The 14777-nt window shown below is 66.5% G+C and carries 10 protein-coding genes; 9 read left to right on the forward strand and 1 reads right to left on the reverse strand.

From position 1 onward, the window contains the following. Positions 1–71 precede the first annotated feature (71 nt). The 9 genes from QYH69_RS08030 (at position 72) to QYH69_RS08070 (ending at position 11925) form a co-directional block, all read left to right on the forward strand. Complete coding sequence (locus tag QYH69_RS08030; RefSeq protein WP_308831360.1) at positions 72–1502, forward strand: UDP-glucose/GDP-mannose dehydrogenase family protein; 1431 nt, start codon at positions 72–74, stop codon at positions 1500–1502. A 142-nt stretch (positions 1503–1644) separates the two neighbouring features. Continuing rightward, positions 1645–2088, forward strand: a complete 444-nt coding sequence (locus QYH69_RS08035) for a low molecular weight phosphotyrosine protein phosphatase (RefSeq protein ID WP_308831361.1) — start codon at positions 1645–1647, stop codon at positions 2086–2088. Next, the gene (locus QYH69_RS08040; RefSeq protein WP_308831362.1) at positions 2082–3260 is read left to right on the forward strand and encodes a polysaccharide biosynthesis/export family protein; all 1179 of its coding nucleotides are present in this window, start codon (positions 2082–2084) and stop codon (positions 3258–3260) included. The genes QYH69_RS08035 and QYH69_RS08040 overlap by 7 nt, the downstream gene beginning before the upstream one ends. A 183-nt stretch (positions 3261–3443) precedes the next feature. Beyond that, positions 3444–5678 carry a polysaccharide biosynthesis tyrosine autokinase gene (locus QYH69_RS08045; protein WP_374992366.1) on the forward strand — a complete coding sequence of 745 codons (2235 nt, stop codon included), beginning with the start codon at positions 3444–3446 and terminating at the stop codon, positions 5676–5678. 32 nt (positions 5679–5710) lie between these two features. After that, positions 5711–6631 (forward strand): glycosyltransferase, encoded by a 921-nt coding sequence (locus QYH69_RS08050; protein WP_308831363.1) that lies wholly within the window; start codon positions 5711–5713, stop codon positions 6629–6631. A 148-nt stretch (positions 6632–6779) separates the two neighbouring features. Then, positions 6780–7997 carry a glycosyltransferase gene (locus tag QYH69_RS08055; protein WP_308831364.1) on the forward strand — a complete coding sequence of 406 codons (1218 nt, stop codon included), beginning with the start codon at positions 6780–6782 and terminating at the stop codon, positions 7995–7997. A gap of 3 nt (positions 7998–8000) precedes the next feature. Beyond that, entirely contained in the window at positions 8001–9467 is a 1467-nt protein-coding gene (locus QYH69_RS08060; RefSeq protein ID WP_308831365.1) for a glucose-6-phosphate isomerase, read from the forward strand. Continuing rightward, positions 9464–10702, forward strand: coding sequence for a glycosyltransferase family 4 protein (locus QYH69_RS08065; protein ID WP_308831366.1), 1239 nt, complete (start codon positions 9464–9466; stop codon positions 10700–10702). The genes QYH69_RS08060 and QYH69_RS08065 overlap by 4 nt, the downstream gene beginning before the upstream one ends. Positions 10703–10758: 56 nt before the next feature. Next, the gene (locus QYH69_RS08070) at positions 10759–11925 is read left to right on the forward strand and encodes a glycosyltransferase family 4 protein (protein WP_308831367.1); all 1167 of its coding nucleotides are present in this window, start codon (positions 10759–10761) and stop codon (positions 11923–11925) included. A gap of 8 nt (positions 11926–11933) precedes the next feature. Here QYH69_RS08070 and QYH69_RS08075 read toward each other — a convergent pair whose 3' ends face one another. Next, the gene (locus QYH69_RS08075; RefSeq protein ID WP_308831368.1) at positions 11934–14699 is read right to left on the reverse strand and encodes a hypothetical protein; all 2766 of its coding nucleotides are present in this window, start codon (positions 14697–14699) and stop codon (positions 11934–11936) included. Between the last annotated feature and the right edge of the window lie 78 nt (positions 14700–14777).

The raw sequence follows: 14777 nt of genomic DNA on the forward strand, positions 1-14777 counted from the left end.
CGCGACTCATTCGTTATTCGGTTGTGTCATTCGTGTCCACGGTGGACTACTCACTATTTGAGGTGTGATTCATGAACGTGACGATCATTGGAACCGGCTATGTAGGCCTCGTGACAGGCGCCTGTCTCGCCGACATCGGCAACGACGTGTTCTGTCTCGACGTCGATCAGCGCAAGATCGATGTGCTGAACAACGGCGGCGTGCCGATCCATGAGCCCGGTCTTCTCGAGATCATTGCGCGCAACCGCAAGGCGGGACGCCTCACGTTCTCGACCGACGTGGCGGCGTCGGTCGCGCACGGCGACATCCAGTTCATCGCGGTCGGCACGCCGCCCGACGAAGACGGCTCCGCGGACCTGCAATACGTGCTCGCCGCCGCGCGCAACATCGGCAAGCATATGGACGGCTTCAAGGTGATCGTCGACAAGTCGACGGTGCCGGTCGGCACCGCACGCCGCGTCGCCGCGGCGGTTTCCGAAGAGCTCGCCGCGCGCGGCTCGAAGCAGATGTTCTCGGTCGTGTCGAACCCCGAGTTCCTGAAGGAAGGCGCGGCCGTCGAAGACTTTACGCGGCCGGACCGCATCGTGATCGGCTGCGACGAAGACGTACCCGGCGAGAAGGCGCGCGACATGATGAAGCGGCTCTATGCGCCGTTCAATCGCAACCGCGAGCGCACGCTGTATATGGACGTCGGTTCGGCCGAATTCACGAAGTACGCGGCCAACGCGATGCTTGCGACGCGCATCTCTTTCATGAACGAACTCGCGAACCTCGCGGACCGCGTCGGCGCCGATATCGAGGCCGTGCGCCGCGGCATCGGCTCGGACCCGCGCATCGGCTACGACTTCCTGTATGCGGGATGCGGCTACGGCGGCTCGTGCTTTCCGAAGGACGTGCAGGCGCTGATCCGCACCGCCAGCGAGCACGGCGAAGGCCTGCAGATTCTCGAAGCCGTCGAAGCGGTCAACGACGCGCAGAAGAAGGTTCTCGCGAACAAGATCGTCGAGCGTCTAGGCGGCGATCTGTCGGGCCGCACGTTCGCCGTCTGGGGCCTCGCGTTCAAGCCGAATACCGACGATATGCGCGAAGCGCCGAGCCGTCCGCTGATCGCCGAGCTGCTTGCGCGCGGCGCCAGGGTCAAGGCCTACGACCCGGTCGCGATCGATGAAGCGAAGCGCGTGCTCGCGCTCGATCTCGAATCGATGCCGCAGCGCCACGCGCGTCTCTCGTTCGTCGACGAGGAAATGGATGCGCTGCACGGCGCCGACGCGCTCGTGATCCTGACCGAATGGAAAGTCTTCAAGAGCCCCGACTTCGACAGCCTGAAGGCGAATCTGAAGACACCGTTGATTTTCGACGGCCGCAATCTGTACGAGCCCGATTCGATGCGCGAGCTCGGTATCGAGTATCACGCGATCGGCCGCCAGCACGCGCAGCAGGATGCGGCCGTGCGCGATGGATCGAAAGCGCTGGCGGCGGCCACGCCCGCGACCACGCTCTAGGCATCGGCGCCGTGCGCTGCGGCCTTGCAAGCTTTCACGTACGCAAGGCCGCGACCAGGTTTTTTTGACAAACCGCTTGAGAACTTTTGACCACTATCGGACAAAAAACCGTTCAACCCGCAAGACATCCAGGGATACTGACATGTTCGCCAATGTCCTGATCGTGTGCCACGCCAACGTCTGCCGGTCGCCCGCGGCCGAAATGCTGTTCAAGGCGGGCCAGTACCGACAATCGGGCGCGCCAATTGCGTTCCACTCCGCCGGCATCCGCGCGGTGGACGGCGACAGCATGGATCCCGTCATGCAGCGCCTGCTCGCCGAGCGCGGCATCGTAGCCGGAGAACACCATGCGCGGCGCCTGAACAAACGGATGGTGCGCGATGCGGACCTCGTGCTCGTGACCGAGCAGCGCCAGGTCAAGGACGTCGAAGCGCTGGACCCGGCCGCACGCGGCAAGGTCCACGCGCTCGGCAAATGGGAGGGGTCCGACGTCGTCGACCCGCACGGAGGCGAAGAACGCGAATACCGCGAAAGCCTCGTCCTCATCGAACATCTGGTCATGGGATGGCTCAACAAAATATGCTAAAGCGAAATATCACCTGTCTTTTTCTGTTTGCGCTGACGATCTTTCTGTCGGCGTGCTCGGTTGCACCCGGTAACCACCTCGACACGTCGCGCCTGAACGAACAGCCGCCGAGCGGCCCCGCTCCGACCTACGACGTGAAGGTGATCGACGCGCAGCTCGTCGTCGAGCAGGCGAAATTCGCCGCCGCGATGGCGCCGGCGCCGCTGCCGCCGTCGCAATACACTTTGCAGAACTACGTCTATCACGTCGAGCCGCAGGACATTCTCGGCGTCACCGTATGGAATCACCCGGAGCTGACGACGCAAAGCGGCACGTCGCTGTCGACCGGCGGCAACACGACGCAAACCATCTCGAGCGTGCTGCAGCAGCCGTACACGACCGCGCTGCCGGGCCAGGCGGATCCGTTCGGCCAGACCGTGAGCCCCGACGGCACGATCTTCTTCCCGTTCGTCGGGCGGATTCGCGCGGCGGGCAAAACCACCACGCAGATTCGCGACGAGCTCTCGATCGGTCTCAGGCCGTTCATCAAGGATCCGCAGGTCGACGTGCGCGTGCTCGCGTTCCGCAGCCAGCGCGTCGAGGTGACCGGCGAAGTGAAAACACCGGGACCGCTCGCGATCAGCGACGTGCCGTTGAAGCTCGTCGACGCGATCACGCGCTCGGGCGGCACGAATCCCGATGCCGATTTGCAGCGCGTGCGCCTCACGCGCAACCAGAAGCTCTACATCCTGAACGCCGACGCGATGCTCGATCGCGGCGACACGTCGCAAGACGTGCTGCTGCAGCCCGGCGACGTGCTCAACGTGCCGGACCGCACCGACAGCCGCATCTTCGTGATGGGCGAGGTGAAGAGCCCCGCCACGCTCAGCATGCTGAAGGGCCGCTTCACGATCGCCGACGCGCTGACCGGCGCGGGCGGCATTCTCGACACCGACGCCAACCCGCGGCAGATCTTCGTGATGCGCGGCATGCGCGACAACCCGACCTCGCCGGAGATTTTCCGGCTCGACATGACGCAACCCGACGCGGTGATGCTGAGTTCGCAATTTCAGCTGAAGCCGCTCGACGTGGTCTATGTCGGCACAGCGGCGGGCGCGACGTTCAACCGCATGATCCAGCAGATCCTGCCGGCCCTGCAGTCCGTGTTCTTCATCAAGGAGCTGACGAACTGATCGCCCCTTGCGACCGTGGTTGCGCCGCCTGAGGCCGAACCGGCCCCGGCGGCTGTCCGATGCGAAAGCAACGGGCACGCGCAATGCGATCGCCGGCGGCCCGGTCCTGCCGTGCGCAGGCCGGCCGCACCCGAAACCGCAGTAAGCCTCGAACCGAGCGGGGATTAACCCGGGGATTGAACCGTGAGTACTCAAGTCAACACGCATCTGGCCATTCAGGGCCGAACCGAGGAAGAGGACGTCGTCCTCGGCCAGCTGATCCAGACGATCATCGACGAAGTCGGAGGCCAAGCGGTCTTAGGAAGACAAAACATTCTACCAACTCCTTGGCTCACAGAACGACATGGCTACGATCCGACTTACTCGGCCGATGCGCATGTGCGCGTCGAACCGCAGGACAACACGTCGCAGGCGCTGACGCAAAACCAGACCGGCGCGGCCATCACGACCGGCGGCGGCGCGTCATCGCTGCCGACCGACGCCGAGATCGAAATCATCAAGAGCCGCGGCGTGCTCGGCCCTGTCGTGCAGCAGCTGAAACTGAACTTCTCGGTGACGCCGAAGACGTTTCCGTTCCTCGGCCGGCTCGCGGCGCGCCTGCATCATTCGGATGGGCTCGGGAAACCGTGGTTCGGTCTGAAGAGCTATGCATGGGGCGGCGAGCAGGCCGTCGTCGATTCGGTCGAAGTGACGCCCGAACTCGAAGGCAAAGAGCTGACGATGACCGCGCTCGAAGGCAACCAGTACGAGTTGCGCGCGCCGAACGGCCAGCTGCTGTTGCGCGGCCAGGTCGGCGAAACCGCTCAGGGCGGCGGCGTGACGATCGTCGTCGACAAGCTCGTGGCGCGGCCGGGCACGCAGTTCACCGTGGTGCGCGCGAACGATCTCGACGCGATCGCCGGTTTCCAGGGGGCGATCAAGGTGGCCGAGCAGGGCAAGCAGACCGGCGTGATCCAGATCTCGCTCGAAAGCGGCGACCCGGATCAGGCCGCGGCGATCGCGAACGCCGTCGCGCAGTCGTACCTGCGCGAGCACATCCAGACCAAGCAGGCCGACGCGAGCCGCATGCTCGACTTCCTGAAGAGCGAAGAGCCGCGCCTGAAGTCCGAACTCGAGAATGCCGAAGCGGCGCTGACCGAGTATCAGAGCAAATCCGGTTCGATCAATGCATCCGATGAAGCGACGATCTACCTGAACGGCGCCGTCGACTACCAGAAGCAGATCGCCTCGCTGAAGATGCAGATCGCGTCGCTGCAGCAGACCTACGCGAACGATCACCCGATCCTGAAGGCCGCGCGCGAGCAGATGGCCGAACTGCAGGCGCAGGAAGCGCGGTATTCGGCGCGCTTTCGCGATCTGCCGGCAACCGAAGTGCGCGCCGTGCAGCTGCAACGCGATGCGAAGGTCGCGGAAGACATCTACGTGCTGCTGCTGAACCGCGTGCAGGAGCTCTCGGTGCAGCGCGCCGGGACGGGCGGCAACGTGCATATCGTCGACGCGGCGCTGCGTCCGGGCGAGCCCGTCAAGCCGAAGAAATTCCTGATCCTGTCGGCCGCGACGATTCTCGGCCTGATCGCAGGCATCGGCTTCGTGCTGGTCCGCCGCAACATGTTCAAGGGCATCGACGATCCCGAGCACGTCGAGCGCATCTTCCATCTGCCGGTGTACGGTCTCGTGCCGCTGTCGGCCGAGCAGGCCGTGCTCGAGAACCAGGTTTCGCGCGGCGCGGCGCGCGAGCGCCAGGTGCTCGCCAACGCGAAGCCGAAGGACGTTTGCGTCGAAGCGCTGCGCAGCCTGCGCACGTCGATCCAGTTCACGCTGATGGATGCGCGCAATCGCATCATCATGCTGACCGGCCCGATGCCGGCCGTCGGCAAGAGCTTCCTGACCGTGAACCTCGCGGTGCTGCTCGCGCACTCGGGCAAGCGCGTGCTGATGATCGACGGCGACATGCGGCGCGGCTCGCTCGAGCGGCACCTCGGCGGCACGCAGGCGAACGGCCTGTCGGAACTGCTGTCCGGGCAGATCTCGCTCGAAGAAGCGATCCGCCCGACCGACACGCCGGGCCTCATGTTCATCTCGTGCGGCGTGCGTCCGCCGAACCCGTCGGAGCTGCTGATGTCGCCGCGCCTGCCGCAGTACCTCGACGCGCTGCAAAAGCGCTACGACGTCGTGCTTATCGATACGCCGCCGGTGCTCGCGGTGACCGATGCGTCGATCATCGGCGGCTATGTCGGCTCGACGTTCTTCGTCGTGCGCTCGGGCATGCATACCGAGAACGAGATCAGCGATTCGCTCAAGCGCCTCAGCGTGGCGGGCGTGCACGTGCAGGGTGCGATCTTCAACGCGATGCCGGCACGCGCGCGCGGCGGCTACGACCGCAGCTACGCGGCCGTTCAGGAATACCTGAGCACGTGATCGAGCCTGGCTGAGCCTGTACGGAGGAGAGGATGAAAATTACGGTGCTGGTTCCGACCTTTCGCCGTCCGGACGACCTGACGCGCTGTCTTGCCGCGCTCGAGCGGCAGCACCGCGCGCCCGATGAAGTCGTGGTGGTCGCGCGTCCCGACGACCATGAGACGCATGCGTGCCTCGACGCGCATGTGGCCAGGAAGCGGCTGCCGCTCGTCATCGCGCCGGTCGAGGCGCCGGGGCAGGTGGCCGCGCTCAATCGCGGCCTCGACGCCGCGACGGGCGACGTGATCGCGATTACCGATGACGACGCCGCGCCGCACGCCGACTGGGTCGCGCGCATCGAAGCGCATTTCGCCGCCGACCCGAAGCTCGGCGCGCTCGGCGGGCGCGACTGGGTGCACGAGAAGGGCAGCGTGCTGAACGGTTCGCGCGCAATGGTCGGCAAGCTGACGCGCTCGGGCAAGCTGATCGGCAATCACCATCTTGGCGTCGGCGACGCGCGCGAAGTCGACATGCTGAAGGGCGCGAACATGAGTTACCGGCGCGCGGCGATCCGCACGATCCGGTTCGATACGCGTCTGCGCGGCGCGGGCGCGCAGGTGCACAACGACATGGCGTTCAGCATGAGCGTGAAGCGCGCGGGCTGGAAGCTCGTCTACGACCCGCACGTCGCGGTCGATCATTTCCCCGCGGAGCGTCACGACGACGACCGGCGCGACGCGCAGACGATGGCCGCGATCGGCAACGCCGCCTACAACCTGCATCTGATCCTGCGCGCGCACCTGCCGCCGTTGCACCGCGAGACGGCATGGTGGTGGTACACGCTGGTCGGCACGCGCGCCTATCCGGGCTTCGTGCATGCGGTGCTCGCGATGGTCTCGCGCAAGCGCGCGCAACTGTCGCGCTGGAAAGCGGTGCGCAGCGGCGCGCGTGAAGCGCGCCGCGCGCTGCCGTAACGGCGCCGCCGCTTCAGCGCTGTTTCGCGCCGTTTCGCGCCGTTTCGTATTCCTGCATTGCGTTCCACCCCGCATGTTCGTTGCGCCGTTGCGCCGATCATGACGATGTCCCGCAATGTGCCCTGAACACGCAGACAGGAGTGCCTGCATGAGCATCAATGTCAACGTCCATCTGTTTTACGGCGCAGACCCGCGCACTTATCGCAAGGGCGACAACATCGGCTGCCTGTATGGCTATCACCATGCCGAATCCGACGAGTTCCGCCTCACGTACTCCGAAGACGCGCGCGAAAGCAAACCCGTCAGGCTTGTGCGCCGCGCGTTGAAAGCGCTGGCCGGGTTCGACATGATCCACACGTGGCGCAACCGCGAGCAGATCCTTAACGCCGACGTCGTCTGGACCCACACCGAGCACGAGCATCTCGCCGTCGCCTTGCTGCTGATGCTGCATGGCCACCGCTTTCGCCGCCGCGCGGCGCCGCTGCTGCTCGCGCAAAGCATCTGGCTGCTCGACAAATGGCCCGGCTACGGCATCTTGCGGCGCTGGTTCTACCGCAAGCTCGTCGCGCGCGCGGACGTGCTGACGACGCACTCGAGCGTCAATGCCGCGCTGTGCCGCCGCTATCTGCAGCGCGATGCGACGCAGGTGTTCTATGGCCTGAACACGAGCGATTTCCCGGTCCGCCAGCCCGACGCGTGGCAGCCGCATACGCCGCTGCGGGTCGCCGCGATCGGCAACGATCGCGACCGCGACTGGCGCACGCTGATCGAGGCCTTCGGCAACGACGCCCGCTATGAAGTGAAGCTCGCGACGCGGCGGCGCATTCCGCCATCGCTGCACGCGCCGAACGTCGAGATCGCATCGGCATCGGGCATCGCGAAACAGCGCGATCTGTACGCGTGGGCGGACGTGATCGTGGTGCCGTTGCGGCATAACTCGCATGTCTCGGGTCTGACGGTGACGCTCGAGGCCGCCGCCGTCGGCAAGCCGATGATCGTGACGGACGTCGGCGGATTGAAGGAGTATTTTTCGGCCCAGGCGGCGAGCTACGTGCCGCCGTTCGATCCAGAGGCGCTGCGCGCGGCCGCCGATCGCCTCGCCGCGTCGCCGGACGCCGCGCTGCGCCAGGCGCGCGCGGCCGCCGCCGAATTGCTGTCGCGCGATTTCACGACGCAGCAGTTCGCGCGGCAGCATGTGAAGATCACGCGCGATCTGCTGCAGCGTCGCATGCGCGCCGCCGGTGTCTCCGGCAGTGGCGTGTCGGCAAGCGGCGTCGGCAGTGGTGTCGGCAGTGGTGTCGGCAGTGGTGTCGATAGCGCGGCGGCGCCGCGCGTCGCCGCACGCGGCAATCGCGGAGGCGCGTAGGCGATGGCCTCGCTCCTGCATGCCGGCGCGACGAGCGCACGCGGTCTCGTCAGCGGCGATCGCTCCGAATGGATGCCGCCGGCGCTGCTGTGGCTGGTCACGGCCGTGCTGATCGTCGGCCACCAGGGCACCGCGCTGACCTACGGCTTTCCGCTGCTCTCGGTGCTGGTCGGCGCCTGGCTCTATTTCAGGAGTCCGGCGCGCTACATCGGCTTCGTCTGGTGGCAGTGGTTCCTGAGCCCCGAGGTGCGGCGCCTTGCGGACTGGTCGAAGGGTTCGTACACGCCGACGAGCCTGATCCAGATCGCGCCGCTCGCGGTTACGATGATCTGCGGGCTGTCGCTGCTGCGCTATTACCCGATCCTCGCGCAGCGGCGCGGCCTGCCGGTGCTGCTGATCCTGTTCGGCCTCGCCTATGGGCTGCTGATCGGCATCGTGTCCGCGGGGCCGCTCGCCGCCGTGTACGACCTCGCAAACTGGCTGTATCCGATCCTGATCGGCTTTCACATCATGGTGAACACGCGCGACTACCCGAAGTTTCGCGAGACGATCGTCAACACGTTTATCTGGGGCATGCTCGTGATGGGCGTCTACGGCGTGGTGCAGTTCTTCATCATGCCGGCGTGGGACGTGCTGTGGATGCTCGGCTCGCAGATGAGTTCGCAGGGCGACCCGGTGCCGCAGGGCGTGCGCGTGTTCAGCACGATGAACTCGTCGGGCCCGTTCGCGCTCGCGATGCTCGGCGCGATGGTGTTCGTGCTCGCGGCGCAGCACAAGGTGCGCTGGATCGCGGGCGCGTTCGGCTTTATCTCGTTCGCGCTCTCGCTCGTGCGTTCGACGTGGGGCGGCTGGGTCATCGCGCTCGCGATGCTGCTCGTCAAATCGAACAACAAGGTGCGCTTTCGCATCATTGCGAGCGGCGTGCTGCTGATCGGGCTCGGCGTGCCGCTGCTCGCGATCGGGCCGGTTGCCGACCGCATGCAGACGCGTCTGCAGACCCTCACGGACCTCGACAGCGACCCGAGCTATCAGGCGCGTAACCAGTTCTACGCGACCTTCGCGAAAACCGCGTTTACCGATGTGGCCGGCGAAGGCATGGGCGCCACCGGCACGTCGACCAAGCTCGCGTCCGGCAACGACGGCCAGCAGGGCCAGTACGGCAGCTTCGACAGCGGCGTGATGAACGTTCCGTTCGTGCTCGGCTGGCCCGGCACGCTGCTGTATGTGATGGGTATCGCGTGGCTCGTGATGCGCGCGGTGTTCGCCACGTTCAAGCTCGGCGACGACAAGTTCGTCGCGTCATGCCTGTCGCTGTCGCTGGCCATTCTGGCAATGATCGTGTTCACGAACACGCTCGTCGGCACCGGCGGGGCACTGCTTTTCATGAGTCTGTTTTCGATTCTCTCCGCGGCGCATTACGAGAAGCAGCACCGCAGGGCGAGGGTCGTTCTTCACGGAGTTACCGATTGAGAGTCGCGATTGTCACGCATGTCGTGCGTCATAACGATGGACAGGGCCGCGTCAACCACGAGATCGCGCGCGCCGCGCTCGAAGCGGGCATTTCGGTCACGCTCGTCGCGTCGCATGTGGCGCCGGAACTGCTCGAACATCCGCTCGTGCGCTGGGTGCCGATGAAGATCGGCCGCTGGTGGCCGACCAATCTGCTGCGCCAGCAGGTGTTCGCGCTGAAGAGCGCGCAATGGCTGCGTGCGCATCGCAGCGAATACGACGTGCTGCATGTGAACGGCTTTATCTCGTGGACGGCCGCCGATGTGAACACCGCGCACTTCGTGCACAGCGGCTGGTTCGCGAGCAAGTACTACCCGTTCGGCATCACCGGCGGCGTGTGGTCCGCATACCAGTACGTGTACACGCGCGTGAACGCGATGCTCGAACGCTGGGCGTACCGGCGCTCGCGCGTGATCACCGCGGTGTCGCAAAAGGTCGCTGCCGAGATCCGCGCAATCGGCCTCACGCCGCGCAACCGGCTCGACGTGATCTACAACGGCGTCGATACGCGCGGTTTCGCCGCGGCGAGCGGCGATCGCGCGAAGTTCAGGCTGCCCGCGCATGCGTTTCTGCTGCTGTTCGTCGGCGACCTGCGCACGCCGCGCAAGAACCTCGGCACCGTGCTGCGCGCGTTGCAGCATCTGCCGCATCACGTGCAGATCGCGGTGGCCGGTTATCTGCCGGGCAGCCCGTATCCCGACGAAGCGCGTGCGCTCGGCATTGCCGATCGCGTGCATTTTCTCGGGCTCGTCAAGGACATGCCGGTGCTCATGCATTCGGTCGACGCGTTCGTGTTTCCGTCGCGCTACGAGGCGATGAGCCTGTCGCTGCTCGAGGCGATGGCGGCGGGACTGCCTGTCGTGACCGCGCGCACCGCGGGCGGCGCCGAAATCATCACGCCCGAGTGCGGCATCGTGCTCGACGATCCCGACGATCCGCGCGCGCTCGCCGACGCGATCGGACGGCTTGCCGACGACGACGACCTGCGCCGCGCGATGGGCGCCGCGGCCGGTGAGCTCGCGGTCGGTTTCGGCTGGGCGCGCATGGCCGAACAGTACATCGCGCTGTACCGGCAGATCGCCGGGCCGCGCGAGGACCGCAGCCGCAACGGCGCGAGCCGCGATGCCGACATCGCGGCCGACATGACGACGCCGGGGCTGCTCGCCGGCGCGCCGCGCGGCGTGGATCGCGCATGAGCGGCACACCGGCAAATGAATCCGGCACAACACGACGAACACCAACAGGAATGGCCATGACTCACTCTTCGATCAAATCTCTGCAGATCGGCATGCACTGGTTTCCCGAGCGCGCGGGCGGCCTCGACCGGATGTACTACTCGCTGATCGGCGCGCTGCCCGGTGCCGGCGTCGAGGTGCGCGGCGTGGTGGCCGGCTCGCCGCGCGTCGCGGCCGACACGAACGGCGCGATCCAGGGCTTCGGGCCGGCCGCGCAATCGCTGCCGCTGCGCCTGATGGCCGCGCGCCGCGCGCTGCGCCGCGAAATCCGCGCGCAGCGCCCCGACGTGATCTCGTCGCACTTCGCGCTCTATACGTTTCCGGGGCTCGACGTCACGCGCGGCATTCCGCAGGTGTCGCATTTCCAGGGGCCGTGGGCCGACGAAAGTCATGTGGAAGGGGCCGACTCGCTCGGCCAGCGTGCGAAGCGCTATCTCGAGCAGACCGTCTATGCGCGCTCGTCGCGGCTCATCGTGCTGTCCGACGCGTTCGGCAAGATCCTCACGTCGCGCTTCGGCATTTCGCCCGAGCGTATCCGCGTGGTGCCGGGCTGCGTGAACGTCGACCAGTTCGATCTGCCGCTCACGCAGAACGAAGCGCGCCTGAAGATGCAACTGCCGCTCGGCCGGCCGATCGTGCTCGCGGTGCGGCGTCTCGTGCGCCGCATGGGCCTCGAGGATCTGATCGACTCGGTGAAGATCGTCAAGCGCCGCGCCCCCGATGTGCTGCTGCTGATCGCCGGCAGGGGGCGTCTGCAGGGCGAACTGCAGGCGCGCATCGACGAAGCCGGCCTGACCGACAACGTGAAGCTGCTCGGCTTCGTGCCCGACCAGCATCTGGCGACGCTGTACCGCGCGGCGACGCTTAGCGTCGTGCCGACCGTGGCACTCGAAGGTTTCGGGCTGATCACGGTCGAATCGCTGGCGTCGGGCACGCCCGTGCTCGTGACGCCGGTCGGCGGCCTGCCGGAAGCGGTCGCGGGACTGTCGCCGGATCTCGTGCTGCCGTCGACCGGCGCCGACGCGATCGCGGAAGGCGTGTCGAAGGCGCTCGACGGGACGCTCAGATTGCCCGATGCCGACGCATGCCGTGCATACGCGCGCGCGCACTTCGACAATCCGGTGATCGCGAAGCGCGTCGCGGCCGTGTACAGCGAAGCGATCTCCGACGCTTCGGTGCACTGAACCGGCCGCTAGCGCGGTCGGGGCGAGCCGGTTTTCTGCTTTTTCGCGGGAGGACCGGCAGGCGGTTCGTCGGTAATCCGCCCGCCCGGCGAAACGTGCACAGACTGTCCGCTGTAGATGTCTTTGGCGTCGACGGGCGCCGTCACCGGCACTTCGGTCAGGCGCAGTCCGATGCGCGGCTTGAGTTCGGTGTCGGCAGGAACGAGCGTGGCGATTTCGTCGACCCTGAATACGGTGCCGGGGCGCATCAGCCACTCGCTCTCGTTCGACGCATCGGTGTCGATGCCCGCAATAAAGGGCTTCGCGGAGCGCGACTGGATCGCGTAAAAGGCCATTGCCGGCTGTTCCGAGCCGCCGACGGCACCATCGTCCGCAATCGAGTCGAGCGCGTACTGCCGGTCGCTCGATGCGGCCATAAAGCCTTTATCCGTGACGAGATCGCCGGGCTTGAACCGGCTTGCGTAGTCGGCGGGAACGTCGGCTATGCGAAGCAGGCGGACATCCTGTTTTGCGGGGGCCGGCAGGCGCTCGAGCGCGCTTGCGAGATCGTCGCGCGCCTTGATCATCGCAGCGGAAGGATTGCCCGCGCGCAAGTCGTGGTTCAGGTCGAAGTTGAGCCCCGATGTGCTGCGGCTGCCGATGCTGCCGCCATCGGTATCGCTGCTGTGGTTGCTATCGCTGCCGCTGCCGCTGCCGCTGCCGCTGCCGCTGCCGCTGTCGCTGTCGTTCGAGGCACTTTCGTCGAGCGCGGTCCATCGTCTGAGCGCCGTTTTCTGGTCGGCGCTCAGGTTGTCGAACGCGGCCTGGTAGCTTTGCCGATAGGCTGGATCGTCGAGGTACGCGTTCGCCGGCGACTGCCAGTCCTCGGCTTGCAGCGCAGTCTTCAGCTCCTGCGACATCGGCGGCGAGCTCGACGGCCCGGCTTCGGCCACGCCGCCGCCGCCTCTGAGCCGCATGGGTCCGACGTCGACGATTTCCCATTCGTGCTTCGAATTCAGCCGGGCGGAATAGCTCGGATTCCATAGATTGTCCGCGTCGTAGACGCGCGCTGTCCCGCTGCTTTTGTCATAGCGGGCCGGGTACGCACGGCCGCCGATCGCGACGAAGTTCTGCCCGCTCGCGTTCTCCAGGATCGCGCTTGCCTCGGCGGACGCTTTCAACGAATCAAGCGGCGCATCGGATGCGTATGCGGCGGGGACGGTAGGCGGATGTGCCGGTATGCGGTCCGGCGAGCCGGCATATCCGACTGCCGAAGCGGGCGCGAGCGGCCGCCTCGCCGACGCCGCAGCCGGGACGGTTGCGGCGTCATGTCCGAGATCGGCCGCCGCGTCGATGGCCGCGATCGCGTCGGCGAACGCCTTCGACTCCGCGATGGCGCCGCTTGCGGCGCTTGCCGGATCGAGCAACGTGCCGAGCACATTTGCCGCGACATCGACGCCGATGCGCGCGTTCGGCGGCAACGACGAATGGGCGTCGAACACCGTGGAAAGCGGTGCGAACGGCGTCATGCCGAGCACGAAACGCGCGCTTCCCTCGAGGATCTGCGCGGCCACATGCTTCGCGCGTTCCTGCGGCGCGATCGACTGGTCCTTCGTGGTGGCGTCGCGCAGCACGGCGTCGTAGCGGTCGGCGAGGTCGCGTACGTATTCGGGGCCCGCCGTGGGCGGATCGTTCACGATGTCCGCGTAGCGTTTCGGACCGCCCACGCCAAAGCTGTTCAGTTTCTTTCCCGCATCGAAGCCCCATTGCGCGAGCTTGTCGCGCACCGCGGGGTCGTCCTGCATCCGTTCGGTGAACGCGAGAATGCGTTTGTCCTCGAACGGATCTTCGCCGCTGCCCGGGTTCGACGTGTGGAGCTGGCGCGCAATGAGCTCGTAGCGCTTGCCCGGATCGTCGTCGACGCGCCCGGCTTCGCCGAGCATCCGGTCGACGTCGTCGTTGGCTGCCTTCCAGTCCGCCGCCTGCCGGCGGCCATACGCATCGATTGCTCCCGATATCTGCGACTGCAGATTCTTTTTGAACGACAGCGCAGACCGGTAGACGCTTGCGCGTTGCTCCGGCGTCGCGGCCGCGAGGAACCGTCTGCGCATGCGCGACAGCTGGCCGACCCTGCTCTGGCCCGCACGGTCGAGATATCCCGCACCGACCGGCGTATTGAAGACACCGAGCACGCGCTCGAGCGGATCGTTGACGGCGCGGTTGTATTCGTCGCGAACCGCGTTTTCGAGCTGTCCGAATTCGCGGTCGACGTCCGCGCGCCCGTCGGGCGTCGCCATCCGGTAGGCCGAGGCGAAGGTCGCGGCGCCGGCTGCATAGAATCGGGACTGGCTTGGCGGGAGCGCCGCGAGCTGATCGAGCAAACCCGCATGGCGCTGTTCGAAGCGGGCAATCTCGCGCGGGTAGCCGGTCAGGTCCCGCGCCGCGCCGTCCGCGAGCGTCCGTCCGTTGCGCGTGTCGTTGGCGAGCGTCGGCACGTCGGTCCCGCTACCGGGCTGGCGTTGCTCCGCATAGTCGTGAAACAGCCGATCGAGTTCGGTCGCGGTGAGGGCGCAGGAGGGTCCGCGATTCGTTCCATGCGCTCCATGTGTTCCATGCGGTTCATCGGGATTGCCCGGTCGCGCTCGCGCGACGGACGCTGCGCGTGCGCCGGAGATCGCGCCGGACATCGCGCCGGCTTTTGCATCGCCGGACCGCGCTTCGTTGGCGGCTTCGCTCGAGGCGGCGACGCCGTATGGTCGATCCGGGTACTGCCGGGTGGCTATCGGGACATCCAATTCCTTTCTCCGTTCGGGTTGTGCGGTACGCATGCCGCTGACGTCCTGCGATCTTCGGCTGAGCGGCGTCGTGCAGGG

It is taken from the genome of Paraburkholderia sp. SARCC-3016, assembly GCF_031119615.1.
In the GTDB taxonomy this organism is placed as follows: Bacteria; Pseudomonadota; Gammaproteobacteria; order Burkholderiales; family Burkholderiaceae; genus Paraburkholderia.